Here is a 26,773-nt window from a genome sequence, read left to right as displayed (position 1 = left end):
TCAAATCACGGGCGGGATCAGGCTGATTCTACCTGCCGGAGTCGGCGAGCGACTGCTTCGGGTATCGCCCCCGGTGCGTCATCGACGCGATGGTCCGGAATGAACAGCGGAACCGGGTTCTCGCGGAGTGCAGACCGGGCGGTTGCCACGTCGTCTTCGTCCTCGGGGTCCATTCCGGCCATCCGAATGACGCGCCGGAGTGCAATCGTTTCACCGTAGGGGATGTTCCGTACCGCATCGAGTACGCGGCGGTGATCCGTTGGGACGGTCAGCGCGACGGGAGCGTCGTCGAAGTGGTCCTCGTCGCCGTCGAGGTATGCGAACACCCGGTCAAGAATCGGATGTTCGGATTCCGCGTCCGCAGGGGCCGACTCGGGGAATGAGACGCTGATGATGCTTCCACTTGCGACACCAATCTGCACTGCTCGCCCGAGTCGGTCGGACTCACGGGCGAACACGCCTGCGTTCATACCCTTGGATTTGCCGCGCCCACCCTTGAACCTTGACGACGACGCGCAAGCCTTATGTGCAGATACGTGCGTTAGTGTACAACGATGAACGCTAGTGAGGATTCACTCGCGCCCGAGGTTCGTTCGATCCTCGATGCCGCGCGAGAGCGACCCGGCGGCGACGAACCCGTCGCCGTGACGGCGCGGTCGTTCCCTGATGCCGTCGCCGCGACCGAAGCCGCGGGTCGCATCCCCGTCGTTGCAGAGGTCAAGCCCACCAGTCCGACGACAGCAGGCGAGCGGACCGACGATCCGGTCGAATTGGCTCGCGAGATGGTCGCCGGCGGTGCGACTGCACTCTCGGTCCTGACCGAACCCGACCATTTCGGCGGGTCAGTCGAAAGCCTTCGACGCATCCGCGAAGCCGTCGATGTTCCCGTGCTTCGCAAGGATTTCGTCGTGAACGAGTCACAGTTGGACGCCGTCGAGTCCGATCTCGTTCTCCTTATCGCGCGATTTCTCGGAGACGACCTTTCGGACCTCGTGACGGCCGCAAAAGAGCGAGGTTTCCAACCGCTCGTCGAGGTTCACGACCGCGACGAACTCGGCCGCGCACTCGACGCCGGTGCCGACATCATCGGCGTGAACAACCGCGACTTGGCGACGTTGGCGGTCGATCTCGAAACGTTCGAATCCGTCGCTCCCCACGTCCCTGACGACGTGACGCTTCTGGCCGAGAGCGGCGTGACGAGCGCCGAAGATGCCCGGCGGATGCGCGCGGCGGGTGCGGACGCTCTTCTCATCGGGACGGCAATCATGGACGGCGACGTGCGCGCGAACACGGACCGATTCAGCAACGCGACAGCGAAGACGGAGCTATCAGAATGAGTAAGACGACGTTCGACGGCAAGTTTGGTGAGTACGGTGGACAGTACGTTCCCGAGGCGCTCATGCCCGCTATCGAGGAACTCGAAGATGCGTACGAGCGGTACGTGTTGGAGAACGAAGACGGATTCATGGACGAGTTCCGGCGGCGACTCCGGGAGTTCGGCGGCCGGCCGACGCCGACGCAGTACGCAGAACGTCTCTCGGAGCGATACGACTGCGACGTGTACATGAAGCGCGAGGACTTGGTTCACGGCGGCGCACACAAGCTCAACAACGCTCTCGGGCAAGTTCTCTTAGCGAAGTACATGGGCAAAGAGCGCATCGTCGCTGAGACGGGCGCGGGACAACACGGAACGGCGACGGCGATGGCGGCCGCCCACCTCGACATGCCCTGTGAGGTGTATATGGGCGAACGCGACATCAACCGCCAGCGACCGAACGTCTTCCGAATGCGCCTGAACGGATCGGAAGTGAACCCCGTCACCGTCGGCCGTGGAACGCTGAAGGAAGCGATCTCCGAGACGATGCGCGACTGGGCGACGAACGTCGAAAACACCCACTACGTCATCGGAAGCATCGTCGGTCCGCACCCGTTCCCGGTGATGGTCCGGGACTTCCAGTCGGTTATCTCCGAAGAAGCCCGTAAACAGATGCGCGAACAGGCCGGAACGCTTCCGGACTCGGTGCTCGCCTGCGCGGGCGGCGGATCGAACACGATGGGTGCGTTCGCGGAGTTCGTTGCGGATGAGGACGTGTCGCTGTACGCCGTCGAAGCGGGCGGTTCGACGCTCGAAGTAGACGAGGAGGCGGGCGTCGCACCCAACTCCGCGTCGCTCTCGACCGGGTCCGAAGGCGTCCTCCACGGCGCGCGGACGAAACTCCTCCAAGATCGAGACGGACAGATTATGGAGAGTCACAGCGTCTCCTCGGGTCTCGACTACGCTGGTGTCGGTCCCGAACTCGCCCACCTCGTGGACGAGGATCGTGTACTGGCCGTGAACATCGGCGACGACGACGCGCTCACGGCATTCCATCGTCTCTCGCAGTTGGAGGGAGTCATTCCCGCCTTGGAGACGGCGCACGCGTTTGCCTACCTCGAAGAACACCACGAGGAACTCGGCGATACCGTGCTGGTGAACGTCTCCGGTCGCGGTGACAAGGACCTCGAATCGGTCATCGAAGAAACATCGAAGCGGGACATCGATATCGCGCCTGACATGGACGCGTTCGCGGGGGGGTTCTGAAATGGGGAACCCTGAACTTGACGCCGCGTTCGAGAACGGCGCGGCATTCGTCCCCTATCTCGCCGCGGGCGACCCGGACTACGAGTCATCAATCGAGTACGTCGAGGCGCTCGAACGCGGCGGCGCGGACGTGATCGAACTCGGGCTTCCGTTCTCCGAACCCATCGCGGAGGGACCGACGATTCAGAACGCCGTCGTGCGTTCGCTGGAGAGCGGGATGACACCCGACCGGTTCTTCGAGTTCGTCGAAGAACTGGACGTGGACGTACCGCTTGTCTGTATGACGTACTATAACCTCATCTACCGATTCGGAGACGAGTCCGGACCGCGGCCGTTCGTCGAGAAGGCCGCAGAAGTCGGTCTGTCAGGCTTCGTCGTGCCGGACCTACCTGCCGAGGAGGCCGACCCACTGCGCGAGGCGTGCGACGAGTTCGGTCTGGATCTCGTGTTTATCGTCGCACCGACGACGCAGGGTGACAGACTCGACCGCATCATGGAACAGGTTTCGGGGTACGTCTACGTGCAGGCACGTCTCGGTGTTACCGGCGCGCAGGACGACGTTTCCGGACAGACTGAATCGAGCCTCGAACGGGTAGCGGAGTACGACATCCCGAAGGCCGTCGGCTTCGGAATCAAGACCGGCGACCACGCCGAACGTATCGTTGCCGCCGGCGCGGACGGAATCATCGTCGGGAGCGCACTCGTCGATATCGTCGCCGAAGGTGCTTCGGCACCCCGTCAGATGCAGTCTAACGATGCGGCGGCTCACGAGAACGGCGACGACGCCGAGACGGTGGCCGCTCGCCTCGAATCGAAGGCGCGCGAGTTGAAAGACGGGGCGGAGCGAGGATTGGCGCAACGTGCGCCCGAAACGGAACGCACATAACGAACCATTTGTTACACTCTGGCATACTCACTACAACATCATGGACGTAGGAATCACAGCACGACTCGAACGGATCTCGACAGGGGGGCGATACCTCGTCGTCCCGATGGACCACGGAATCACACTTGGCCCGGTAAAGGGCCTCGTTGACCTGGAAACGACGGTTGACGCGATCACGCGCGGTGGGGCGGACGCCGTTCTCACGCAGAAAGGTGTCGCCCGGCGCGTTCACCCGAAAAAGAACGGCAAAGGGTACATCGTCCACCTGAACGGATCAACTGTCATCGGCCCGGATTCGAACGATAAACGACTTACTGGCTCTGTCGAAGAAGCGCTTCGCGTCGGTGCCGACGCCGTCTCTTTCCATATGAACGTCGGCAGCGAGTTCGAACCCGACCAGATGACACAACTCGGTGAACTGACGGAGAAAGCCCACCGCTTCGGCCTCCCTGTCCTCGCGATGAACTACGCACGCGGACAAGATATCGACTCACAGGACGCCGAAAACCTCGCTCACGCCGTCCGTCTTGCTGAGGAACTCGGCGCGGACGTAGTGAAGACCTCGTACACCGGTGAGGCGGAGACGTTCGAGCGCGTCTGCGAGGCGACGCGCCTTCCCGTCGTCATCGCGGGCGGGAGTCGCGGCACTGATCGCCAGACGATAGAGATGGTTCGCGGCGCGATGGACGGCGGTGCGGCGGGCGTTTCGATGGGGCGCTCTATCTTCCAACATGACGATCCCGAGGCGATCACGCGCGCCGTAAGCGCGGTTATCCACCGCGATGCGGATACGGAGACGGCACTCCACGAAGCAGGACTCGGACTCGAAGCGTAAGCTCTCCTCCCACCATTTTACCTGCCACTTCCCGTCTGAGCGGCGCGTTTCGACCGAAGAAGACTCGCTGACTTCGCCTGCACCTTCTGCTCCGTAGTTCACCGTCGTTCCCAATTTCATATCGCAAGATATGGTGTACAAAATACGGTGGCGTGGTCGGAAATACTATCGCTGCCCGGAGCAGCCACGCGCACGGCACAGAAAATAACCACCGAATGCTGGCCTCGTCGCAGTTCTCTGTCGAAAAAGCATCCGTTCTGCCCTATTCCCGTTTGAGTGTCTTTCGCCGGTCCTCGTACTCCTCGTCCGTCAGGTCTCCGCGCGCGTATGCGACGCGGAGTTCTTCGAGTGCGCGGTCACCCGTCCTCTCCGGCCCCGTGATCGCCTTGTAAACGAGGTACGCGACGCCGCCGATTACAGCGAGGAAGACCAGTTGCATGACGAGGCCTGCGAGTGGAACCCACATCGGGACGGTACCACCGGTTCCCCACATCTGACCCCACATCCCGCCGCCCATCATCGGCCCGTAGCCCATCGTTCCGAATCCCATGAACAGGGTTGGAAGCAGGATGAGCGCCCCGAGAGCGATGAGGACGAGTGCAATGAGTCGTCGGTTCGTTGTATTTGTGGCCATGAGTCTCACCTTGAGTTGGTCGGTCCAGATACCCACGTGTAGATACGCCGTCCCGACTTAATGCGATTCTCGTTATGAAACCATAGCTGCGTCGCCCAGAGACCTGTTATTCGAAGGTCCAGACGAAGTTCTCACTCGTCGTTCGAACCCTGTTGATGTGTGTGGACGAAACGCGGTGTATCGCTGTTTGAACGCACTGTACTCCTTGCTCTGTCTATCGTTGCCGAACGGATGCGACAACAGACGTAAACCAATAATTGCAATACAAAATATCCGTTAGATGCGGACAACGCGTGACGGCAAACCTCCGGAGAGTCGCCACGCTTTAACCCTGTCACCGAGTCTCTCCGACGATGACACGGAGCGTCTGGTTGAAAGCCGATGACAGCGTCGGCGATTGGGAGACGCGGAAGCGACGGATAACCGCCGGTCTCGAATCGGGCGTCGATTGGATTCTCGTAGACGAATCCGATGTCGAACGCGTCCGGTCGTTAGGCGACGTGAACGTGGCGGCGTTCCGGACGGATGCGGATGCGAGTCTCATCGACAACGTCGAGGAAGCCGAGTCGTCGGATCCGGATGTCGCGGACGCCTACGTTGTTGGGAAAAACGGTGAGGGTGACGGTACCGTAGATCTGCCGGGCGATTTCTCCGGTTCCGCGGATATGACGACGCTCCGCCGCGAGGACGACCGCGCCAACGCGGCGTACGTTCGTATTCTCTCGAAAGACCACGAAGCGTTCGCCGAAGCGGCCGCCGACGATGCGGATTTCACTATCGTCGTCGGTGAGGATTGGACGATCATCCCGCTCGAAAATCTCATCGCGCGCATTGGCGAGGAGACGGACCTCATCGCGGGCGTCACCACGGCTGAGGAGGCTCGGACGGCCTTCGAGACGCTCGAACTCGGTTCCGATGGCGTCCTCCTCGATACCGACGACCCGGACGAGATCCGCCGGACCGTCGAAGTCCGCGAGGCGGCCGAACGCGAGTCGCTCGACCTCCAGTGGGCAGAGGTGACGGCAGTCGAACGGACGGGGATGGCCGACCGCGTTTGCGTCGATACGGGGAACCTGATGGAACACGACGAGGGGATGCTCGTCGGAAGTATGGGCCGCGGCCTGTTCTTTGTCCACGCCGAGACGGCCGAGTCGCCGTACGTCGCCTCACGTCCCTTCCGCGTCAACGCAGGGGCGGTCCACGCCTACGTGCGTACGCCGGAGGGAGGCACGAAGTATCTCTCTGAACTGAAAAGCGGTGACGAGGTGCAGGTCATCGATACCGATGGCCGCACACGTGAAGCAATCGTCGGACGCGTGAAAATAGAGAAGCGGCCGATGTTCCGGGTCGAGGCCGAACTCGACGGCGACCGCGTCGAGACGCTGTTACAGAACGCAGAGACCATCAAAGTCCAGACGCGCGACGGGCGGACGGCGGTGACCGATCTCGAACCCGGCGACGAGGTACTTCTCTACTACGAAGACACTGCTCGGCACTTCGGCGAGGCGGTCGAAGAGAGTATTATCGAAAAGTAGCGATGACGCCGTCGCATCGTACAGACCTCCGTTCTGCGTTTGATTACTCGGCTTCTTGAACGTAGTCTACGTCCAACTCCTCCGGCGGGCGGGGACGGCTCTCGAACTCAGTCGCACACCACGGACAGAACGTCACTTGTGGGTCGAGTTTCCCGCGACAGACGGGACATCGAAGGCTGTCAGACTCCTGTGGCTTGCGCGATGCGACGTAGTAGGCGTCGAACGTACTGAGAAAGAAGAGGACAAACATCGGTGCGGTTACTTCCACTGGGACTTCATCGATAGTTGCCAGCGTCAGTGACATGGGGTCGGTAAACACCGAGAGAAGGACAAGTCCGATACCGAGGACGAACGTGAACCACGCGACTGCGCGTCGCCATTCGCGGAGATAGGCATGTCCTGCACCCGCGATACCGACGCTGGCGCCGACGCCGCCGATGAAGGCGGCCACCAACGCTCGACGACGTGTGTCCGACATGTGCGTTTCCGACGCTCTCCCAGTTGTTAAGTGTCGGGTTTCTCACCGGCCAGTCGTGACGAGTCGCTTACAGACTTTCGGTGAGGTGCGCCAACGATTCGAGGTCGTACTGTCCGGGCGCTGTCTCCTCCCCTGCGTGAACGGGAGCGTAGCCGATTTTTGACCCGTAAACCGGGGCGACGGCTCGCGTATGTTTTCCCGCTTCACCCATCCCCATCGTTGCGACGGTGTCGCCCCACGCTGTCGCGGCGTGTGTCGCCTCCAGTAGCCTGAGTGCGTCGTGCCGGCTGTTTGCCGTAACAGCGACTTTCCCGACATCACCGACGGTAGCCGCCTCGTGCAACAGGCGGCGGAGTTCCGACGTGGCGGGCGTTCTCTCGAAGTCGTGGACGGACGCGATGACCGCCACGTTAGACTCTCTGAGTCGTTCGGCCGCAGTCACGCCCCGAGTTGTCTCGAGTGCGTTGAGTTCTACGTCCACGGCGACGACAGCGTCGTACCGTGCCGCGCGTTCAAGCGACGCGAGGCGTCCCTCCTCGTCAGCCTCCGACTCGCCGCCCTCCCACGACGCTCGGTTCGTGACCAAAAGCGGCAGCGTTCCGTCGTAGTCGTCCAGTTCGGCCAACGGGTCGTCCGCGAGGTCCATCCGGAACTCAACCACGTCGGCGTGTTCGCGGGCCGCGGGTTCGGCCGCAAGCGTCGCGGTACTCGCCGCGAGGACGAACGAGTCGAACGAGAGGAACATGACATAGTGTGCCACGTCACGGAACTAAACCCTTTCTCGACAGCGCGGCCGCTCGGAGGTGTGAAGAAACAGCGTCCGTCGGGAGCGGCGAACGCGAGAGACTGCTATCAGGCGAGACCGAGGCTCTCCTCGGCTTCGAGGAGTTCGTGGTAGCGGTTGCGGATCGTGACTTCAGAGATGTCTGCAACGTCGCTGACAGCGGCCTGCGTCGTCTTCTCGTTCGTGAGGAGTGCGGCAGCGTAGACGGCGGCCGCGGCGAGGCCGACGGGCGATTTACCCGAGTGAACGCCCTTTTCTTTGGCGTTCTTCAGCAGTTGGCGCGCGCGCATCTTCGACTCGTCGGAGAGCCCGAGTTCCGAACCGAAGCGCGGGACGTACTGTTCGGGGTCTGCGGGCTTGACTTCGAGGGAGAGTTCGCGCGCGATGTAGCGGTACGTACGGGCGACTTCGCTCTTCTCGACGCGCGAGACTTCAGAAATTTCGTCGAGCGAACGCGGGACACCGGCCATCCGAGCGGCCGCGTAAACGCACGAGGTGGCGACACCCTCGATGGAGCGTCCGGGAAGGAGGTCGTCGTCCAGCGCACGGCGGTAGATAACAGATGCCGTCTCGCGGACGTTCTCGGGGAGACCGAGGGCCGAAGCCATCCGGTCGATTTCACCGAGCGCTTGCTTCAGATTCCGCTCTTTGGAGTCGCGGGTGCGGAAGCGCTCGTTCCACTTGCGGAGACGCTGCATCTTCTGGCGCTGGTTCGACGACAGGGAGTTACCGTAGGCGTCACGGTCGCGCCAGTCGATGTTGGTCGAAAGCCCCTTGTCGTGCATCGTGTTCGTCGTCGGCGCACCGACGCGGGACTTCTGGTCTTTCTCTGCGGCGTCGAACGCGCGCCATTCCGGCCCGCGGTCAACGGAGTCTTCGGTGACGACGAGACCACAGTCCGCACAGACCGTCTCACCGTGTTCGTCGTCTACGACGACGTTACCGCCACACTCAGGGCAGGTGAGGTCTTCGCTTGTGTTCTCGGATTCGGACTCGGTTTCCGATTCGTCCTGACGGCCCCACTTTTGGCCCATCGACTGTCGACTCCTGCTTTCGTTGCTTTCGCTTCGTTCTTCTCTCGTTCTCGCGTTCGGGCGAGTGAAGGTGCTCTTCTCACTCATGGATGTAGGCGACGAATGCTCCAGAGCGCAAACACGACTGGGGGGAAAAGGCCCGGAGCGTTCCGTACCACATAGAGCGAGGATCAATATATAAGACGTTCGGAATCGCTCGCGCGAAACGAGCGCACAGGCCTTCCAGTCCGCGTTTGTGAACAATTGTCGTACACATTTATATACTACTTACGACGCGGAACGTACTTCGGTGACGGGGAGCGTCGTTCGAGTATGTCTGAGATGGGATCAGCGGGTGCGGAAACGACACCCCGTGTCGTCTCTCTCGCTCCGAGTTCGACGGCGACACTGACCGCGATGGGTGCCGGGGACTGTCTCGTCGGCGTGACGGCCCATTGCGACTTCGACGCACCAGTCGTGGGCGGGTGGTTGAACCCTAACTACGACCGCCTTGCGGAGTTGGACCCGGATCTCGTCTGTACTAGCGACGACCTCCAGTCGGAGATTCGGGACGAACTCCGCGAGCGAGGCTACGCCGTCTATCACGACGAACCCGAGCGATTGACCGACGTTGTGGAATCGTTCGAGTCACTGGGGTCCGCCGTCGGCCGTCCGGCAGCAGGCGAGCAACTCGCCGAGGCGAGCAGAGCGCGTCTCGAAACCGTAGCGACCCGAGTCCCTAGCGACTCTGACTCCCGGCCGATTGTCTACTGTGAGGAGTGGTCCGATCCGCCGATGGCCGCCGGTAACTGGGTTCCCGACGCCGTCGCGGCCGCGGGCGGACGCTGTCCGTTCGTTAAACCGGGTGAGCGCTCCCGTGAGGTGTCCCGCGAGGTAGTCGAAGGCGCAGCCCCTGACCACGTCGTCCTCCATCTCTGCGGCCACGGTGACCGTGTCTCGCCCGGTTTGTTCTCCGAGCGCGGATGGGACGTTGACGCGACGGTTCACGTCCTCGATGATTCCCTGTTGAACCAACCGAGTCCAAACCTGCTTGACGGTATCGAGGCGTTAGCTGACCTGCTTCATAGCGACTCACATCAGCACGCCGACACCGATGGCGGGCACTAACACCGGTGTGTAACGACAGGCCCAAATCGGTCGCTGACAACGTCAACGCATGAGAATCGCAGTCGGGAGCGGGAACCCGGTCAAACGCGATGCGACGGCGAGAGTCTTCTCTGAGGCGTCTGTCGTCGCCGAACCGGTCCCGTCGGGTGTCGCAGAGCAACCGACCGGCCACGATGAGACCCGAACCGGTGCGGAGAATCGCGCGGCGGCCTGTCTCGGCATCGGCCCGTACGACCTCGGCGTTGGCATCGAGGGCGGCGTCGCACGGTTCGAGGGCGGATCGGACCCATTTCTCGTGATGTGGGCCGCAGTGACCGACGGTGACCGCTGGGGCCGCGGTTCGGGACCGAGCCTTCGCCTCCCGGACGCCGTCGCCGACCGCATCGCGGCAGGCGAGGAACTCGGACCGGTGATGGACGACGTACTCGGAACCGAGGACGTAGCGAAGAAACAGGGTGCCGCGGGCGCGTTCACCGGTGGGCGACTCACCCGAACCGATGCTCTCGAATCAGCCGTCGTCTCGGCCGCTGCACCGTTCCTCAGCGATCTCTACTGAACAAGCAGAAAGACACTGGATTGAGTTAATCCAGTTCTGCGGCTTCCTCACGCGCCTCTCGGACCTCTCGTGACTCTTCGACCGCCGTCGTCAGCGAGACGTTCAGACCGATCATCGAGCCGTAGCCGCCGATGACGGTGACGATGTTCTTTACGGCGTGGTCGAGGATGGCCGCACCGATGGCGACTTGGTACCCGACCGGTGTCAGACCGATGACGAGGAGCGTGAACGCGCCCTCGTACAGGCCGACGCCACCGGGTGAGAGTGGCAGCACTTTCGCCAAGTTGCCGACGCTGACGGCGAAGAAACTCACCGAGACGAGTTCGACAGTGGCGAGTCCCGGTTCGAACGCCGCGAGGACCAGCATCGCGGTCACCACGTCGAGCGTCCAGATGGCCAGGCTTGAGACGCTGATCCGGACGAACCCGCGGCGCGTCCCCGCGACGGACTGTAAGTCGCCGACGAACCGTTCGACGATACCGGCGACGAACTCCGCGTAGGAGTCTGAACTCGCCCGGCGAACTAACGACCCGGCGATGTTGCTGTCGGACCGCGCGGAGGCAACGATGGTGACGACGGCGACGATGGCGGCGAGTGCAACGACGATGGCGACGAGCACGGCCACTTGTTCGGCCCCTTTGGCACCGACGACGGTCTGTGCGAGTTCGGCCGTTTGGCCGGTGGCGGTGTAGCCGATGAGGACGATTCCGGCGAGTGCGGTGATCGTCAGGAGGTCGAACACGCGTTCTGCCGCCAATGAGGCGAATCCGGAGGCGTAGGGAATGCCTCGGCGAGCTTTCACCACATACGCACGGATGAAGTCACCGAGACGTGCCGGGAAGACGAGATTCCCTGTCTGACTGATAAACACCGCACCGGTGAGGAAACTCGCCTTCTCGTGAAAGCCCAACTCCGAGAGGATGTCCCGGTAGCGGAGTCCCCGAAGCGGCCACGAGAGAGCGTAGATGAGCGTCGCCACACCGACGAGGACGGGATCGGCGTTCCCCATCTTTTCGAGGACCTGTTCGAAGTTGATATATTGCGTCATCAACAGCAACGCGAGGATTGTGAGCACCCCGCCAGCGACGAGTGTGACACGGCGAGTGATGCGCGGACGAACCATCAGTTGCCACCACGTTCGGAGTATCTGACTCCCCATCCCGAACACGTCGCGGACCAAATCTACCTTCGTGTCTCCTTTCGGCGTCCACCGAACCGGGAACTCGTCAACGCGGTAGCCCGCGCGTTGGGCGCGCACGAGCATCTCGGTGTCCCAGAACCAGTGGTTGTCCTCGACATCCTCGCGCAGATCCTCGAACACCTCGCGGCTGAACGCCTTGAACCCGCACTGGTGGTCGCGGAGTGACGAATCGAGAAACGTCCGGACGAGGAGGTTGTATCCGCGACTCGGAACGCCGCGTTTTGCGGGGCGGTCGGCGACGTTTCCGGGCATCCACCGCGACCCGGTCGCAACGTCGTATTCGCCCGAGCGGACGCGTTCGACCAACTCTTCGAGGTGATCCATATCCGTGGCGAGGTCGGTGTCGAAGTAGACCAACGTGTCGCCGTCGGCGGCCGCGAAGGCGTGTTCGAGCGCGCCACCGCGGCCGAGACGGTCATCGCTGTGGAAGTGTCGGATCCGGCTGTCGTCGGCAGCCATCTGCTCGGCCAATTCAGGCGTTCGGTCGTCGCAGCCGTCTTCGGCCACGATGACCTCGAAGGTGCCCGCCGGGAGGAACGACGAGAGCGTTTGGAGCGTCGTCTCTACGGTGTCTTCGATAGTGTTTGCTTCGTTGTAGGCGGGGAGGACAACGCTGACTGCTACCGCTGCCGACTGCTCGGCGGTCGGGCGACCCATTGACTCTGTATCTCCCGTCACTGCGTATGTATTTTCTGCCTTGGGTGCGGTATGGCCCCGATACGTGGCGTCCGTCTATCAACGACGGCGAGTTCGACGTTCCCAGTTAGTCACCGCTGCTGTACGCTCTCCAATCGGAGCATGTTAGCCGACCGTACCGTGGCCCCCTTGGTAGCGGTGCATACGGCGCTGGTGGATGGACGAAATCGCATGACGGCGGCGTGTTAACCACTCGTACCAAACCCCTCATACCCGTTCCATGCATCCCTCCAGATATGAGCGCCACCGCCTCGAACGCCGCACCGACCACCGACCTCTCGGAGAAACAACGGAACATCCTCCAGTATCTCCGGACGAACGCACCGGAACAAACGTACTTCAAATCACGCCTCATCGCCCAAGAACTCGGCCTGTCGGCGAAAGAAGTCGGCGCGAACATGCGCGCTATCATCGACGGCGAGTTCGACGTTACCATCGAGAAGTGGGGATACTCCTCGGGAACGACGTGGAAGGTCACCGTCTAATCCATCGGCAACTCATCGTGCCCAGACGCTTGGACTGCGGCACGGTCTCGTCTCACTGATAGTTCTGCGCCCCCGTCGTCAATCGGGGCTGTCGCTCTTTTATATGCAACTGAAGTACAAACCGCGCTCGGAATCGGTACGAGCGTTGAGTCGGGTCAGGGATCGTACTGAATGAGATCCGCGGCGTCGTCTGCGAGTGCAGCAGCGTCGGGGCCGAACGAGTCGGCGTAGCGGACTAAGAGCGTGATAACCGTCTCCGGTTGGGCGATAGCGTATCCGTCGTCACGTGAGAGAAGACCCACTTCGTCGAGCTTTCGCGCGTAGTTACTCACTGTCGCGCGGGAGACATCCAACGCTGCGGCGAGTTCGGACCCGGTGGCGTCGGGGTCCCTCAGGAGTGCAACGAGCATTCCGCGCGCGGTGCTGCGACGGAGATAGCCGAGTGCCGTCTGCTCGAAGTCGGTGAATCGTCCGGCCGAAAAGAACCGCTTGTAGTCGCCGTCTCTGCGGTACTCGACGATGTCGTCTTCGACAAGACGGCGCAGGTGGTACTGTGTCTCGCCAGTGCCGAGTTGTAAGTCGTCTCGAACTTTCGAGAAGTGTGCGCCCGGCGTCGAGGCGATGTAGCCGACGATGGCGTCGCGCGTGTCACTCCCCGATTCGGCGTCGTCGTCCGTCTCGGCCGATCCGATGCCGACGAACGGTGTCGCCGCGCCGAGTGCGGCGAACCGGCGGAGCGTCGCGCGTTTCTCTTCGTCCACGCCTCTATCCGTCATCTGTTTGTACCCTCAATTGGAATCTTTTCGACAAAAACGCTTCGCTCCAATAGGCGAGCGGGCCTTCGGTCGGTTTTTGAGAACGTTCTCGCTCCCGTTTTCGTTTTCCCGCTCTGTTTTCGTATCCGATCAGAAATCCGATCAAAAATTGTTCATTCGATTAGGTGTCGCACATCCGATCAGCAATCGTCCGAGCGGGGGTGCCCGGGAGGGAAGACCTACACTTCTTTTTCTGTTTCCCGCTCTTCGTCGCTGGTTCCGTCCGCTGAACCGTTTGATTCACCGTCGGCTTCAGCGACTACTTCGTCGGCTTCCTTGATGCTGGATTTGTCCTCGGCATCAGCTTCCGCGACGACTTCGTCCGGGCTCTTGATGTCGGGATCTGCGCCTTCTTTGATCGCTTGCGCCTCCTGTTCGAGTTCTTCGACGTTCATCTCGGCCGCCTCGTCGATCTGGCCGAGAATCTCTTCGATGTCGTCTAGGCCGATGAGTTCGCGCGTCTCCTCATCGAAGTCGAGACTGTCGAGTCCAGCCTGCTCCTGCACGTCCGAATCAGTGAGCTGTCGGCCGTACCGACCGACGAGACTGGTGAGTTCCTGCGGGAGGACGAACGTCGTGGATTCGCCCTGGCCGATGTGTTCGAGCGTCTCCATTCCTTTCTCGATGATGGCGCGCTCGCCCATCGATTCGGCGGATTTCGCACGGAGAACGGTCGAAATCGCGTCACCCTGCGCTTCGAGGATCTGGCTCTGCTTTTCACCCTGTGCGCGGATGATGTTCGACTGCTTTTCACCTTCGGCCTGTTCGACGGCAGAGCGCCGTTCACCCTGCGCTTCGAGGATCATCGCACGGCGGCGACGTTCCGCGGAGGTCTGCTGCTCCATCGCCTGCTGGACGTCTTGGGAGGGGTTGACCTCGCGGACTTCGACGCTCTCGACGCGAACACCCCACTCGTCCGTGGGTTCGTCCAGTTCCTTCCGGATCCGGGCGTTAATCTCCTGTCGCTTGTTCAGCGTGTCGTCGAGTTCCATGTCACCGAGCACGGCACGGAGCGTCGTCTGCGCGAGATTCGAGACGGCCTTTTTGTAGTCGTCAACTTCGAGGAACGCCTTGCGGGCGTCCATCACCTTGATGTAGACGACGGCGTCGGCGGTGACAGGCGAGTTGTCTCGGGTAATCGCTTCCTGTCGAGGCACGTCGAGTGTCTGCGTCCGCATGTCGAACGCGTACGTCCGTGAGACGAACGGCGGGATGAAGTTGATACCCGGTTCGAGCAGTTTGCGGTACTCACCGAAGACGGTGAGTGCCTTCTTTTCGTATGCATCCACGATTTCGACCATCTGATAGACGGTCACAACCGCGAGCAGCAGGACGAGTAACCCGACCATGTATGCGCCGAGTGTGCCTGCCTGTAATACAACGGGGTCCAGTACCATAGCTGGGGCTTGGTGTGTTGGTTAAATAAGAGTTCGCCCGTTACAACCGCGTCCGGCGTTTGTGCCGGACGCTGTGTCCGTTCTGTGACTAGTCTTTGGCTTGTTCGGTCTCCGTCTCGCTGTCGTCAGTCACTGTCTCCCCATCTTCGTCGTCACTGCTCGACCGCCCCTCACCGTCGTTCGACCGCCCTCGTGCGAGTTCTCTGTCAATGTCGTCGAGCGTTCCTTCGAAGGATTCGACGGTGATGACGTTACCGCCACCCGGATCAACGACCATCACCTCGCTTCCCTCCGGAATCTCGCCGCTGACCGACCGGGCGGCGTAGTACGGGTTAAATCCGCCCCCCTCGTCGAGTTTGACCTCTCCCTGCGTCGGTGTGACGCGTTCTGTGACGCGGGCGGTTCGGCCTTTGAGCGACGCCGAATCGCTCGTCTTTCCGCTTCCTTTCCCGCCGTACAGGTCGAATTCGCGGTAGCCGTACAGTGCGAGTGCACCGAACACGAGTACGAGAACGCCCAGGACGATAGGGCCTGCAAGTGACGGCCCGAGGAGCAGTCCGATCAGTCCTGCTGCTAACAGCGCAACGCCGAGAACGATGAGATGCGCGCCCGGTGCTAACGCTTCTGCAAGCGAAACACCGATTCCCGCAACGATGAGCATGTACGGGAGTAAGTCCGGCGGAATAGTCGGTTGCAGGAACGCCGTGAGCGGCGACCGTAGCATACCGGAACTAGGGAAGGGCATTGATTAAGCGTTGTCACCCTGTTACGGCGATGGCTCCGTCGCCTCGGGTTCGATACTGCTGTCGTGGACGAACCGAACCGCTAGGTCGGCGTCTCTGAGGACGAGTGTTCCGCTCGTCGCGTCCTTCGGGACGGTGAACGCGAGCCACACTTCTCTGGGGTCGTTCGGTGCGAACAGGCCGCCCTCCGCGAATCCGGTCGTGCCGTTCAGCGGCTGGTAGCCGTACCGTTCACCGGCGACTTCCAGCGCCAGCGACGACTGACCGAACGACATCGGCGACTCGTTGTGGTTGGTCACGTTCATCCTGACGAGGACGAACGTCTCGTTTTCCGGGGCCGTGTACGTTGTTCCGTTCACAGTCAGCGTCTTCGTCGTCCGCGAGTTCCACCGCACTTCGGCCGTCGCATTCGCCCCGGCGGTCGAGAGCGCGGAGACGGACACCGCATCTCCACTCGTGCCCCCACTTCCACCCCCGATGACCGGAAGACCGAGGGTCGGACCGACAGCTGACCCGACCAAGAAGACGATGAGGAGCAAAAGCGCCACCGGGAGAACGATGTTCGGTCGGGGGATGCTCGTCAACGGGCCGGGGAGCGATGACTCGCTGTCTCCGTCACCGTCGGTGCTACTGTCAAAGCCGCCTTGCTGTGGCTCACCCACCGACTCACCTTCGCCGGATGCGTCTGCGTCGTCGCCAATTGGCAGACGAGCGATGATGTCTTGCGTGTCGAACGACGGGAGATCGAACGGGAGCGTATCGGGAACGGGGACACCGTACGACTGAAGGGTTGCGAGGACTGCACCGATGGGACCACCACTGCCGCCGGTGTATTCGGCGAGGATGTCTTCGAATCCACCCTCCTTGACGGTTCCAGCGAGTGTCTCGCGGTCTAAGAGGTGGATCCCCTTCGATTCAGCTATCTGCCGGCTCGGATCGGCGTACGCGCCCTGCGTCGCAACGACACCCACGTCGATTCCCTTCTTCCGGCAGAACCCGACGAACTGCTTCATGTGCTTTTCTTTGACGTGCGATTCGACCGTCGGGAACACGTATAGGACACCGCGCTTCCCGTCGCCGCGCTTGCCGATGATGAAGAACGTCTCGTCGGGGCGCTGTTTCACCGAGGTATCCCACCCGCGCTCGTTCCACAGATCCTCAAGGAATGAGACGAACGCGTCCGGTTCGAGTTCCGGTAGTTTATCCATCGCACACCTCAGCTGCCGTCAGTTCGATCTGTCTCTCTCTCATTCGTCTTTCTCCCCCTCAGTTCGGCGGACGAGGAGTCCGGCGGCCGCCAAGAGTGCGACGACGGCCACTGCCGGTGACAACGGAATCCCCGTCCCGGTGGACTCCCCGGAGGGTTCCAACGGTTCCTCCGTCTGTACGGGGTAGGGCGTCGCGGTAGGCGTCGGCGTCGGGGTGGGCGTCGGTGTCGCCGTCTGCGTTTGAGTGGTCGGTGTCTCCGTCGGCGGCGCACCGAACTCGATGCGCGCGGTGTCGTTTACGACCCAGTCGGACCGTCGGTACTCGGTGTCGTTCTCGGAGTACGCCTCGTCGCCGTCGTCGGTCACGAGTTCGGCACGGAGCGTCTGCTCGTTGTACAGCGGAAGCGACAACTCTGCGCTCACGTTCTCGTATCGCCCCGGAGCGAGGTAGTCCGAGCGGCCGACTCCGTTGCCTTTGGCGTCGTGAATGCGGACGAATCCGCCTTCGGGCACTTCAACATGAGACAGCGACACCTGCGCACCGTCCGAGGATTGATTCTCGAACCGGACGGACGCGTTCGGTGCGACGAGTGATACCTCCTGTGCGGTCTTCAAGAAGAACTGGTCGCCGGAACGCACGTCCTCCGTCCAGAGCGTCGCGTTCACGCCGCGAGTCACGTCACTCAGGTCGAACGTCGCCTCGTACTCCCGGTTTGCATCCACCGTCGCGTCCTCGATGAGGAGGAACGCATCGGGTTTCGGCGACCGCAGACGCACTTCGAGCGTCGTGTTCGGCGCACGCGTCGTCGTCCCGCGGACGGTGAACGTGTCGGGGTCCCACGGGTAGTGGACCGAATCATTCACCGGCGACAGCGTCACTTTCGGCTTGTCGAGTTGGAACGCCGTCTCGGCGACGACTGTGTCCTCATCGACCAGACTGTTCTCCTCGGTGAGCGCCAAGCGCATCTTGTACTTGTTCCACTCGCTCTGCTTTTGAACGGGGAGTTTCGAGGTGTCTAAGACGAAGTACACCGTGTCTTGTTCGAACTGCGGGAGGACAGTGACGTTCGCTTCAGGATCCGCGGTGGCGACGTACTCCCTCGGGTCTCGGTTCGGGCCGGGATTGGTCTGCGTGACGTTCAACTTGATCCCGTTGGACGCGTCGTTACCGGACAGCGCTTCGGCGTTCAGCGACGTTTCCAAGCTAGACTCGTGGACTTTCATCACGGCGTACTCTCCGGGGGCGAGACGATTGTCGCTGGATAGAACTCCCCCAAGGTCACCGAGGTCTGCATCCCCTTCTTTGCCCGATGAAGATGCTGGCGGGGAAACTGTCGAGGGGGCGATGAGCGACTCGGCAGACATCTCACCGCGCGGTTCGACCGTGAGCGTCGTCACGTCGCGTTCGTCGCCACCCACGCTGACGTTCATGAAGTAGTCGGCCGGTTCGAGCGGTTTCGACAGCTTTCCAGACAGCAGTTCAGGAGACCCGCCATCGACAAACTCGCTTGCGTTCTTATTCGTCGCGTACGTGTCGATCGTAATCTCAGAACTTCCACTCCCACCGAGATGGATGCGGAGGTTGAGTCCGTTGTTCGGGCCGCCGATGGTGACGTTCGCGGGTCCGGAGTGGCTGACGGTGAACGTCACTTCGTCGCCGCGAGTGACGGTTATGTCGCCACTACCGAACGACCCGGAGGCAGAGTCGTCCGTTTGTGCGAACGTAGACTGTGCGGACGCGTCCACCTCGACAGACGAGTGCGCGTGCTCATCGGGCGAGAGGGCGAATGCGGGGGCAGGTCCGGCGGTGACGAGCAGTACTACTGCGGCCAACGCCGTGAGAGTGCGTATCGATTGCATCGGGAGAGCGGCAGTTACCCCTCACTACCCGGCATCCTAAATAAAAGACTGCGGTCGAGTATTCAGAACTGATAATTTGACAGATAAAATGACACGTATTCACCAAATCCGGCCGTTGTCCGGTTCAGAACGCGGTTACGAACAGGAGAACGGTGGCGAGCGCACCGAGGATCACGAAGAGAACGTTTTCCGCAGTCGGTGTCCCGGGTTCGAGCGGGCCGAGTTCCGGTCGCTCGTCTTCGAGCGCGTCTTCGACAGCCACCCCGTCCGGTTCGCTCCGTCCCCCGGCGCTATCGGGCCGGTTCGAATCGCTGGGGTCGTCCCGGCGGTTTTCGACATCGTCGCGGGTATCCATCACGCGACGCTAAGAGACGGGTCGTCAAAGGCCTACCGCCACGGCGGCGTCCGTCAGTTCTGCACCGAATGTCCGTTAGAGAGATCGACTACGGATCGCGCGTGGATTCGTGCTTGAGGACGTTGCCCTCGTAGACGACGCCACGTTCGGCGTGGAGAGTGAGTTCGGTTCCGGGTTCGATGCTCTCGGGGAGCGGTGCGCCCGAAACCATCGGAAGATCGAGTTCACGGGCGACGAGGGCCGGATAGCCGGTCATGCCGGGGCGTGCATCGATGATTCCGCCGAGTTTCTTCGCATCACCGTGGAACTCGCCGTCGAATTCTGCGGGGAGGGCGAGAAGCGCTCCGTCGGGAACGTCCGAGAGGTCGCCGTCAGACGTGATCGCCAGCGGTCCGGAGATGCGTCCGCCGACCACCTTCCGTCCGGTGGCGACGGCCTCCGCGGCGACGTGGACTTTGAGCATGTTCGTCGTGTTCGTCCCTTCTAATTCGGTCATCATCCCCGAAAGGACGACGAGCGTATCGCCCGAGTCGGCTACGTCGGCGTCGAGAGCGGCGTCAACGGCGTCGTCCATGATATCGTCGATACCGGCGCGGTAGTCGGCGTACTTGGGGATGACACCCCACGAGAGCGCGAGTTGACGGCGCACGCGGTCGTTCGGTGTCGTGGCGACGACGGGAACGCCGGGGCGGAACTTCGCGGTCTTCCGTGCGGTGTACCCCGACTCGGAAGCGGCGACAATCGCGCTGGCGTTCACGTCACGGGAGAGATACCGCGCGGAGCGTGCGAGCGCTTCCGTCCGGGAGTCGTCTTCGGCGACCGGGACGTGTTGCTCTTGATTCTCTCCGTACTCGGGACTGGATTCGACCTGTCGGACGATGCTGTCCATCGTCTCTACGACGCGGACGGGATTGTCACCGATGGCCGTCTCGCCGGAGAGCATCACGGCGTCGGTACCGTCGAGGACGGCGTTGGCAACGTCAGAGGCCTCTGCGCGGGTCGGTCGCCGCGAGTGAACCATCGAGTCGAGCATCTCCGTGGCGGTGATCACGGGCGTGCCCGTCGCGTGACACCGGCGGATGATGCGCTTTTGAATGATCGGAACTTCTTCGAGCGGCATCTCGACACCGAGGTCACCGCGGGCGACCATCACGCCGTAGGATGCCTCGATGATCTCTTCGAGGTTCTCGACGGCACCCGCGCGTTCGATTTTCGCCACGACGGGGATGTCAGCGCCGAGGTTCTCCAGTGCGTCGCTGATCGTGTACACGTCTTCCGCAGAGCGGACGAACGAGGCGGCCACGAAGTCTGCGTTCTTCTCGGCGGCGACTTCGAGTTCGCGCCGGTCGCCCTCGGTGATGAGGTCGATATCGAGTTTGACGCCCGGCAGGTTGACGCCCTTGCGACTGCCGAGTTCGCCGCCCGAGTCGATGTAGGCGACGACCGCGCCGCCCTCGACGCGTTCGACGGTGGCCTCGATGCGTCCGTCGTCGAGGAGGATCGTATCGCCCTTCTCGGCGGCATCGATGGGGTGAGAGACGCCGACTTCCGCTGGCGTTGCCTCGTCGCCTTCGATGAATCGGACTTCGCTCCCCGTGTCGAGGTGGATCGGTTCGTCGATGGGTGCGGTCCGCACTTCGGGACCCTGTAGATCCACCATCGCGGCGAGTGGTTCCGTGGTAGCGTCGTCAACCGTTCGAATGCGGTCGATGACCTCGGCTCTGTGCTCCGGCGTGCCGTGACTGGCGTTCAGACGGGCAACGCTCATCCCTGCGTCGGAGAGCGCCCGAATCGTCGCCTGGTCGTCGGACGCCGGTCCGAGCGTACAGACGATTTTCGCATTTCTCATAGCACCGACTACAGCCGAGCGAGTAAAAAGCCCGATGATGAACTCGGAGTCGAGTAAGGTGTTCACATACGTAGTCTATGTATGCTATCTGCCGCCGGAAGCGGGGCCGAACAGGCCATAAAAATTCAAGAGAATGTCAATTCTCGAAATGCGTCGGTGAGATCCGGTTCGCTTGCGGTGAAGTCCACGACTTCTACTCCGTGTCGCACCAGCATGTTGAGTACCGTGGATTTCGTTGAGGAGTCGCAGACGATCTGTAATTCCGTTTCGGAGGCGGCCACGTTTTCGACACCTTCAATCTCCGAGATGGCCTGCCGGACGTCGTCTCGCGCTTCGGCCAGTTCGACTGAAAGTTCAATCGTGGCACCAGTCTGCTCACGGATTGCCGAGACGCTGTCGATAGTCACGAAGTCGCCGTCGATGAGGACGCCGATACGGTCTGCGGCGGCGGCGACACGTTCCAGTCGATGGCTCGAAACGAGTACCGTCGTCCCACTTTGCGATGCGGTCTGGATTAGTTCTTGGAGTTTCGCAACCCCGTTCGGATCGAGTCCCGTCGCAGGTTCGTGGCAGTCGGACGCCGATGAATTGAGACGTGGTGAACGGACGCCGATGAATTGAAGCCGTAGTGACGACGGCTACGAGTGAGGCAGAGATCCCAACTGATTCTCATGCCCCCGGTGCACAGCGTCGTTCCCGACAGGTAGTGCAGTTGCACCCTACAATCTGATTGAACTCAAAAAATCGGACCGAAAGCCAGGAGTTGCGCTTACTGAACTCGCGTTCCGGGTTCGGCGTCCTCGTACGTCGTCAGGAGGTCAGCTTGGTCGCCCGCGGCGAGTACCATCCCGTTCGACTCGACGCCGAACAGTTCGGCTTTCTCTAAGTTGGCTACGACGATGACTTTCTTGCCGGGTAGTTCGTCCAGATCGTGGAGTTGCTTGATGCCGGCGACGATCTGGCGCTCTTCGACGCCGATATCGACGGTCAATTTGGCGAGTTTGTCTGCGCCTTCGATACCCTCTGCGTCGATAATCTCCGCGACGCGAAGGTCGAGTTCTTGGAACTCCTCGAAGCCGATTCGGTCTTCGAGGACGGGTTCGTGTTCGTCTGTCACGTCTGCACTCTCCTCGGCGTCGGACTCGTCGCTTTCGGTTTCCGCGGACGCTTCCTCGACGCGCGCTTGGAGTTTCTCGTTGAGTTCTTCGACGCGCTCGTCGTCGATTTTCTCGAACGGTTCCGACGGTTCGTCGAACGTCGTCGCGGGCGCGTCGAGTGCGGCCTCGACGCCGACGGCGTGTACGTCGCCGTCTTCGTTCAGGTCGTCCCAGAGCTTCTCCGCTTTACCGGGCGCGACGGGTTCGAAGAGGACGGCGATGGCTTTCGCAATCTGGACACAGTCGCGGATGACCTGCCGTTTTTCCGCGCCGTCGTCGAGTTTCCACGGTTCGTGTCCCTGAATGTATTCGTTACCGAATTGGGCGAGTCGAACGACGCTGTTGCCGACCTCGCGGACGGAGTAGTCGTTCACGCCCGCCTCGAACTCCTCGATGGCGTCGTAGATGCGCTCTTTGACTTCCGCAGAGAGATCGGCGTCCGGCGTACCCTCGTACTCGCGGTGGGCGAACAGCAGCGACCGGTAGAGGAAGTTGCCGACCGTGCCGACGAGTTCGTTGTTCACGCGGTTGCGGAACTTCTCCCACGAAAAGTCAACGTCCTGCTGGAAGCCGCCGTTCGTGGCGAGATAGTAGCGGATCAGCGCGGGGTCGAACCCTTCGTCCAGGTATTCGTCGGCCCAGACGGCGCGGTTACGCGACGTGGAGAAGCCTTTCCCGTTCAGCGTGATGAACCCGGAGGCCATGACGGCGCGCGGTTCGACGTGATCGGTCGCGCGCAACATCGCGGGCCAGAAGACGGTGTGGTGCTGGATGATGTCGCGGCCGATGATGTGAACGATGTCTCCTGACTCTTTCCACGCCTTCTCCCAATCGAACGTGTCCGCACCGGCGCGCTCTGTGTACTGCTTCGTCGAGGAGATGTACTCGATGGGGGCGTCAACCCAAACGTAGAGGACTAAGTCGTCCTCGGTCTCGCCCGGGTAGTCGATGCCCCAGTCCATATCGCGGGTGATACACCAGTCCTGCAGTTCGCCTTCGATCCATTCGCGGGGCTGGTTCTGCGCGTTCGATGTCCCCTCCAAGCGGTCGATGAACTCCTGAAGGTACTCCTGCAGTTCCGTGACGCGGAAAAAGCGGTGATTCCGGTCGCGGTATTCGGCCGGGTTGCCCGTGATCGCCGAGACCGGATCTTCTATCTCGCCGGGTTCGAGATGTCGTCCGCATCCCTCGTCGCACTCGTCGCCGCGAGCGTGTTCGCCGCAGTACGGACAGGTGCCCTCGACGTAACGGTCCGGAAGCCACTGGTCTGCGTCGGGGTCGTAGGCGACCGGAATCTGCTTCTTGTAGACGTAGCCCTCGTCTTCGAGGGTCCGGACAAGCTCTTGGGTGAGTTCCGTATTCGTCTCGTCGTGCGTGTGCCCGTAGTTGTCGAACTCGATCTCGAACTTCGGGAACGTCTCTTTGTACTTTTCGTGGTGCCGGAGGGCGAACGATTCGGGTGTGACACCCTCCTTCTCGGCGTTGACTGCGACGGGCGTCCCGTGCATATCCGATCCGCTGACGAACGCTGTCTCTTGGCCGAGTCGTTTCAGCGCGCGACTGTAGATGTCGCCGCCGACGTACGTTCGGAGGTGGCCGATGTGCAGGTCGCCGTTGGCGTACGGCAATCCACACGTCACCACCGCCGGGTTCTCTGTGGGGAAATCTTCGTGGCTCATTATGGTGTCTGGTGGTTCTCGTGGGCGAGACCAAAACCCCGTCGGGTCCGTTCGGACTCGTTTCGCTCGTCCTCGCTCTCTCCGACGTGGTCACACTCGCTCCCGCTCGCGTGAGTCCCGCTGTTTCGTAAGGCTGTGGTCGGCCTGCATACGTGTAGAATCAGGTTTCGCCGTCACAGCCGACGACTCGTATTACCGAATCGGCGGCCGCACGTCGGGTCCACCCGGAGCTATTCAGAAAAGTCGCATACGCATCGAACGGGACGGATGGACGGGCACGTAACGGCATAGCCGATGGCGGCAAATAAATCCATGGGTCGTCGGGCGTACTCCGTTTTTACTGACGAACCCTTGCTAATACTTGCCACTGTTTCTCATGACAATATGAAATATCCCTATCCACGCTCGCGTTGTAGTCGATCATGGGTTTCAGCGACGCTACGGCACCGTATCCACCGTACCGGGAAGAGATGCCGAAACCTAGGTGACGACAATGGTATCAACACAGACGGAAGCGGAAATCGAAGAGTACCTCGGACAGGTTCCAAGCTGGCTTGAGTTGCTCTCGGAAGCCGCTGGCGACCACAGTTGGGGAATCGTGCGTGACCTCGAACTCGAAGAGACGGAGCTACCGCCCCGCGAGAAAGCGCTCGTCGCACTCGGGGCCGCGGCTGCGATGAACTGCCCGTACTGCGTCCACTTCCACCGCGAGGAGGCGAAACTAGAGGACGTTACCGAGACGGAACTCGCCGAGGCAACGAACCTCGCCGCGACCGTTCGGTACTTCTCTACGGTCCTTCACGGATCGGAGGCCGACCTCGACGAGTTCAAGCGGGAAACGTCCGAAATTGTCGAATACATCGAAGAGCAACAGGCGACAGCCGCTGGAGACTGAGGCTGTCGCTATCTCGTTTCTCTTCGAGGCTTTTTCGGCGGGAATTTGGCTGACCCTTCCCGGTTCACGACAATCGAGGCGGATGCCCCGGGACTTGCCTCCGGGGCGAAGGCGAGAAGCGAGTCACACCGTAATACCGACGCCCGAGAGCGTCACGGTGGTAACGACTAGCCGACCGATGCTCCCGGTGAACGTGGCGACGGCGAACTTCAGGTAGTCTTTTTCGAGGATGGAGAACGCGTATATCGACAGCGTATCCGGGAATCCCGGGACACAAAGCGCCGCAGCGAGTCCGAGGTAGCCCCACTTCTGGGCGATTTCGAGCGTCTTTCGCTCGGTCCACTCCATGATGTCGAACCGTGACTGACGAAGGCGCTTTTCGATGAATCCAGACTCTTTGGCCTCCTGTCCGATGTGGAACGCGAAGACGCTCCCGGCAGCCTTCCCAGCGCCGCTGATCACCATGATGAGTCCGAGATGAACGTAGTCGGGAAATCCTAAATCCAACGGCGCGAACAGGACCACTTCGCTCACGCCGGGAAGGATGAACGCGATGAGAAAGGAGTAGACGAAGATGATAGCGAGCCCGACCCATCCTGTCGCCGTCTCCACCGCTGCGGAGAGCCAGCTAAAATCCGGCCAGATACTCGCAACACCACCGTTCACGAGGAGTTCGGCGACGCCCTCTAGCAGCAGCGCCGGAGTCGTGACCGACGAGAGCACGTCGATAGCGGGAGACACGATATCGGATCCTCCCCGACGAGACGATGTAAGTCTTGAGGTTCGAAAATCCGTCCGAAATCGAACGTATCCTCGCTGTCGCGTCCGCGGCCTGTCGGCGTCCGCCGAGTTACCGGACTGCGTCGAGGTCGGCGAGGAACGCCGAGAGCGTGTCGCGGGTGACGTGCGGCATACAGACGACCCGGAGTAGATCCGAGTCCGTGCGCGAAATGCGCCATTCGTGGTCTCGAAGCGCCTGGAACGTGGATTCGGACACGTCGGCGGCGACGAGCGGAAGTTCGGGATCAACAACGTCGAATCCGCGCGTTCTCAGTTCGCCAGCGAACCACGACGCGAGGTCAGAGACGCGGTCGTACTCGTGGCGGTAGCCGTCGGGCCACAGTTCGTCCAACGCTGCCGCGGCGGAGGCGACACCTGCACCGCTTCGCGTCCCCGTGAGCGTCGCCTGCGAAGTAGATTCGAGGTACGGCGTCTCGACTGCCAACGAGTCGAGTCCGTTCCGGTCGCGGAACAGGAGTCCGCCCGCCGGGATGCACGCCTGTCCGCACTTGTGCGGGTCGATAGTGAGCGAATCGACGGGAGCGTGCGCGAAATTCCACGCGTGGTCGGTGAAGGGGAGGAGAAAGCCGCCCCACGCGGCATCGACGTGACAGAAGGCTCCAGCGTCGTGAGCGATGGCGGCGAGTTCTGGAATGGGATCTACGCGGCCGAACTCGGTGGTTCCGGCGACACCGACGACCAGCACCGTTTCGTCGTCTACGGCGGCGCGGACGGCGTCAACGTCGGCCCGGTGGGTTTCGTCTGTCGGGACGAGGCGCAGTTCGACGTCCAACACGTCGGCGGCCTTGTTGAACGAGAAGTGGGCGCTCTCAGGAGCGACGATGTTCGGATCGGAGACGCGGTCACGACTGCGGTTTCGCGCCGCTCGGACGGCCTGAACGTTGGCCTCGGTCCCGCCGCTGGTGATGTACCCGTGGGGGTCCGCGAGGCCGGTTATTTTCCCCAGTGTTTCGACGGCGTCCGCCTCTAACTCGGCAACTTCCTCGTAGGTGGCAGGGTCGCCGGGGTTCGTTGCGAGAAACCGCTCCGCCGCGGCGCGCGCCGCCGGGTGCGGGTCGGTACACATCGAAGAGAGGACGCGGTCGAACGTCTGCGGAACGGACCGCTGCATATAGCCATCGTGTCGTACCCATCGTGTTTATGGATTCCGTTGTTCGACGCCCGGACTACCATTCCGCAGGGGCGTCAGAAAGAGAGATGTC

Annotated in this window: 26 protein-coding genes; 9 read left to right on the top strand and 17 right to left on the bottom strand. The window is 61.8% G+C overall.

Going from position 1 to position 26,773, the window contains the following annotated elements; all coding sequences use genetic code 11:
- Positions 1-17 precede the first annotated feature (17 nt).
- A complete protein-coding gene (locus HBOR_RS11745) occupies positions 18-470 on the bottom strand; it encodes an MGMT family protein (protein ID WP_006056554.1) in 453 nt (150 codons plus the stop codon).
- Between the two features lie 84 nt (positions 471-554).
- Here HBOR_RS11745 and trpC point away from each other — a divergent pair, with 84 nt between their 5' ends.
- The 4 genes from trpC to HBOR_RS11725 are packed head-to-tail and all read left to right on the top strand — an operon-like array spanning position 555 to position 4,302.
- A complete protein-coding gene (gene trpC / locus HBOR_RS11740; protein ID WP_006056555.1) occupies positions 555-1,337 on the top strand; it encodes an indole-3-glycerol phosphate synthase in 783 nt (260 codons plus the stop codon).
- The gene (gene trpB / locus HBOR_RS11735) at positions 1,334-2,581 is read left to right on the top strand and encodes a tryptophan synthase subunit beta (protein WP_006056556.1); all 1,248 of its coding nucleotides are present in this window, start codon (positions 1,334-1,336) and stop codon (positions 2,579-2,581) included. Before trpC ends, trpB begins: the two co-directional genes overlap by 4 nt.
- Position 2,582: 1 nt before the next feature.
- Positions 2,583-3,467, top strand: a complete 885-nt coding sequence (gene trpA / locus HBOR_RS11730) for a tryptophan synthase subunit alpha (protein ID WP_006056557.1) — start codon at positions 2,583-2,585, stop codon at positions 3,465-3,467.
- Positions 3,468-3,507: 40 nt separating this feature from the next.
- The gene (locus tag HBOR_RS11725) at positions 3,508-4,302 is read left to right on the top strand and encodes a 2-amino-3,7-dideoxy-D-threo-hept-6-ulosonate synthase (RefSeq protein ID WP_006056558.1); all 795 of its coding nucleotides are present in this window, start codon (positions 3,508-3,510) and stop codon (positions 4,300-4,302) included.
- A gap of 262 nt (positions 4,303-4,564) precedes the next feature.
- On the opposite strand, the gene HBOR_RS11720 is transcribed toward HBOR_RS11725, so the two are convergent.
- Entirely contained in the window at positions 4,565-4,936 is a 372-nt protein-coding gene (locus HBOR_RS11720; protein ID WP_049890601.1) for an SHOCT domain-containing protein, read from the bottom strand.
- Between the two features lie 353 nt (positions 4,937-5,289).
- On the opposite strand from HBOR_RS11720, the gene HBOR_RS11715 reads away from it, so the two are divergent.
- On the top strand, positions 5,290-6,471 hold the full coding sequence (locus tag HBOR_RS11715; protein WP_006056560.1) for a 3-dehydroquinate synthase II: 1,182 nt from the start codon (positions 5,290-5,292) through the stop codon (positions 6,469-6,471).
- A gap of 43 nt (positions 6,472-6,514) precedes the next feature.
- Here HBOR_RS11715 and HBOR_RS11710 read toward each other — a convergent pair whose 3' ends face one another.
- The 3 genes from HBOR_RS11710 to HBOR_RS11700 form a co-directional block, all read right to left on the bottom strand.
- Positions 6,515-6,949, bottom strand: a complete 435-nt coding sequence (locus tag HBOR_RS11710; protein ID WP_006056561.1) for a DUF7575 domain-containing protein — start codon at positions 6,947-6,949, stop codon at positions 6,515-6,517.
- Between the two features lie 67 nt (positions 6,950-7,016).
- On the bottom strand, positions 7,017-7,694 hold the full coding sequence (locus HBOR_RS11705) for a type I 3-dehydroquinate dehydratase (RefSeq protein ID WP_006056562.1): 678 nt from the start codon (positions 7,692-7,694) through the stop codon (positions 7,017-7,019).
- A 107-nt stretch (positions 7,695-7,801) separates the two neighbouring features.
- The gene (locus HBOR_RS11700; RefSeq protein WP_394295401.1) at positions 7,802-8,854 is read right to left on the bottom strand and encodes a transcription initiation factor IIB; all 1,053 of its coding nucleotides are present in this window, start codon (positions 8,852-8,854) and stop codon (positions 7,802-7,804) included.
- Positions 8,855-9,079: 225 nt separating this feature from the next.
- Here HBOR_RS11700 and HBOR_RS11695 point away from each other — a divergent pair, with 225 nt between their 5' ends.
- Both HBOR_RS11695 and yjjX read left to right on the top strand, forming a co-directional pair.
- On the top strand, positions 9,080-9,874 hold the full coding sequence (locus HBOR_RS11695; protein ID WP_006056564.1) for a cobalamin-binding protein: 795 nt from the start codon (positions 9,080-9,082) through the stop codon (positions 9,872-9,874).
- A 49-nt stretch (positions 9,875-9,923) separates the two neighbouring features.
- Positions 9,924-10,430, top strand: coding sequence for an inosine/xanthosine triphosphatase (gene yjjX, locus HBOR_RS11690; RefSeq protein WP_006056565.1), 507 nt, complete (start codon positions 9,924-9,926; stop codon positions 10,428-10,430).
- Positions 10,431-10,455: 25 nt separating this feature from the next.
- On the opposite strand, the gene HBOR_RS11685 is transcribed toward yjjX, so the two are convergent.
- Entirely contained in the window at positions 10,456-12,288 is a 1,833-nt protein-coding gene (locus tag HBOR_RS11685; RefSeq protein WP_006056566.1) for a flippase-like domain-containing protein, read from the bottom strand.
- Positions 12,289-12,563: 275 nt separating this feature from the next.
- On the opposite strand from HBOR_RS11685, the gene HBOR_RS11680 reads away from it, so the two are divergent.
- Entirely contained in the window at positions 12,564-12,812 is a 249-nt protein-coding gene (locus tag HBOR_RS11680) for a DUF7123 family protein (protein ID WP_006056567.1), read from the top strand.
- 155 nt (positions 12,813-12,967) lie between these two features.
- Here HBOR_RS11680 and HBOR_RS11675 read toward each other — a convergent pair whose 3' ends face one another.
- From HBOR_RS11675 to metG, 9 genes are all read right to left on the bottom strand, one after another.
- Positions 12,968-13,588: a winged helix-turn-helix transcriptional regulator gene (locus tag HBOR_RS11675; protein ID WP_006056568.1), complete on the bottom strand. Its 621-nt coding sequence runs from the start codon at positions 13,586-13,588 to the stop codon at positions 12,968-12,970.
- Positions 13,589-13,806: 218 nt separating this feature from the next.
- Complete coding sequence (locus HBOR_RS11670) at positions 13,807-15,018, bottom strand: SPFH domain-containing protein (RefSeq protein ID WP_049890599.1); 1,212 nt, start codon at positions 15,016-15,018, stop codon at positions 13,807-13,809.
- 94 nt (positions 15,019-15,112) lie between these two features.
- Positions 15,113-15,748, bottom strand: coding sequence for an NfeD family protein (locus HBOR_RS11665; protein WP_006056570.1), 636 nt, complete (start codon positions 15,746-15,748; stop codon positions 15,113-15,115).
- A gap of 42 nt (positions 15,749-15,790) precedes the next feature.
- A complete protein-coding gene (locus HBOR_RS11660) occupies positions 15,791-16,975 on the bottom strand; it encodes a restriction endonuclease (protein ID WP_006056571.1) in 1,185 nt (394 codons plus the stop codon).
- A 39-nt stretch (positions 16,976-17,014) separates the two neighbouring features.
- Positions 17,015-18,835 carry a DUF7282 domain-containing protein gene (locus HBOR_RS11655; RefSeq protein ID WP_006056572.1) on the bottom strand — a complete coding sequence of 607 codons (1,821 nt, stop codon included), beginning with the start codon at positions 18,833-18,835 and terminating at the stop codon, positions 17,015-17,017.
- A gap of 124 nt (positions 18,836-18,959) precedes the next feature.
- A complete protein-coding gene (locus tag HBOR_RS11650) occupies positions 18,960-19,190 on the bottom strand; it encodes a DUF7312 domain-containing protein (protein WP_006056573.1) in 231 nt (76 codons plus the stop codon).
- 88 nt (positions 19,191-19,278) lie between these two features.
- The gene (gene pyk / locus HBOR_RS11645) at positions 19,279-21,039 is read right to left on the bottom strand and encodes a pyruvate kinase (protein WP_006056574.1); all 1,761 of its coding nucleotides are present in this window, start codon (positions 21,037-21,039) and stop codon (positions 19,279-19,281) included.
- Positions 21,040-21,164: 125 nt separating this feature from the next.
- Positions 21,165-21,446 (bottom strand): ATP-binding protein DrrA1-3 family domain-containing protein, encoded by a 282-nt coding sequence (locus tag HBOR_RS20025; protein WP_006056575.1) that lies wholly within the window; start codon positions 21,444-21,446, stop codon positions 21,165-21,167.
- A gap of 362 nt (positions 21,447-21,808) precedes the next feature.
- On the bottom strand, positions 21,809-23,875 hold the full coding sequence (gene metG / locus HBOR_RS11635; RefSeq protein WP_006056576.1) for a methionine--tRNA ligase: 2,067 nt from the start codon (positions 23,873-23,875) through the stop codon (positions 21,809-21,811).
- A 493-nt stretch (positions 23,876-24,368) separates the two neighbouring features.
- Between metG and HBOR_RS11630 the strand changes: the two genes are divergently transcribed.
- Entirely contained in the window at positions 24,369-24,770 is a 402-nt protein-coding gene (locus HBOR_RS11630) for a carboxymuconolactone decarboxylase family protein (protein ID WP_006056578.1), read from the top strand.
- A 123-nt stretch (positions 24,771-24,893) separates the two neighbouring features.
- Here the strand turns inward: HBOR_RS11630 and HBOR_RS11625 are convergent, their stop codons facing one another.
- Together HBOR_RS11625 and mfnA are read right to left on the bottom strand one after the other, a co-directional pair.
- Positions 24,894-25,463, bottom strand: a complete 570-nt coding sequence (locus tag HBOR_RS11625; protein ID WP_174261595.1) for a YqaA family protein — start codon at positions 25,461-25,463, stop codon at positions 24,894-24,896.
- Positions 25,464-25,620: 157 nt separating this feature from the next.
- Positions 25,621-26,682 (bottom strand): tyrosine decarboxylase MfnA, encoded by a 1,062-nt coding sequence (mfnA, locus tag HBOR_RS11620; RefSeq protein ID WP_006056580.1) that lies wholly within the window; start codon positions 26,680-26,682, stop codon positions 25,621-25,623.
- Positions 26,683-26,773: the final 91 nt, after the last annotated feature.

The organism is Halogeometricum borinquense DSM 11551 (assembly GCF_000172995.2).
Classification (GTDB): Archaea; Halobacteriota; Halobacteria; order Halobacteriales; family Haloferacaceae; genus Halogeometricum; species Halogeometricum borinquense.
Note: the sequence above shows the minus strand (reverse complement) of the source record. Positions and strands in the feature narration are given on the sequence as shown.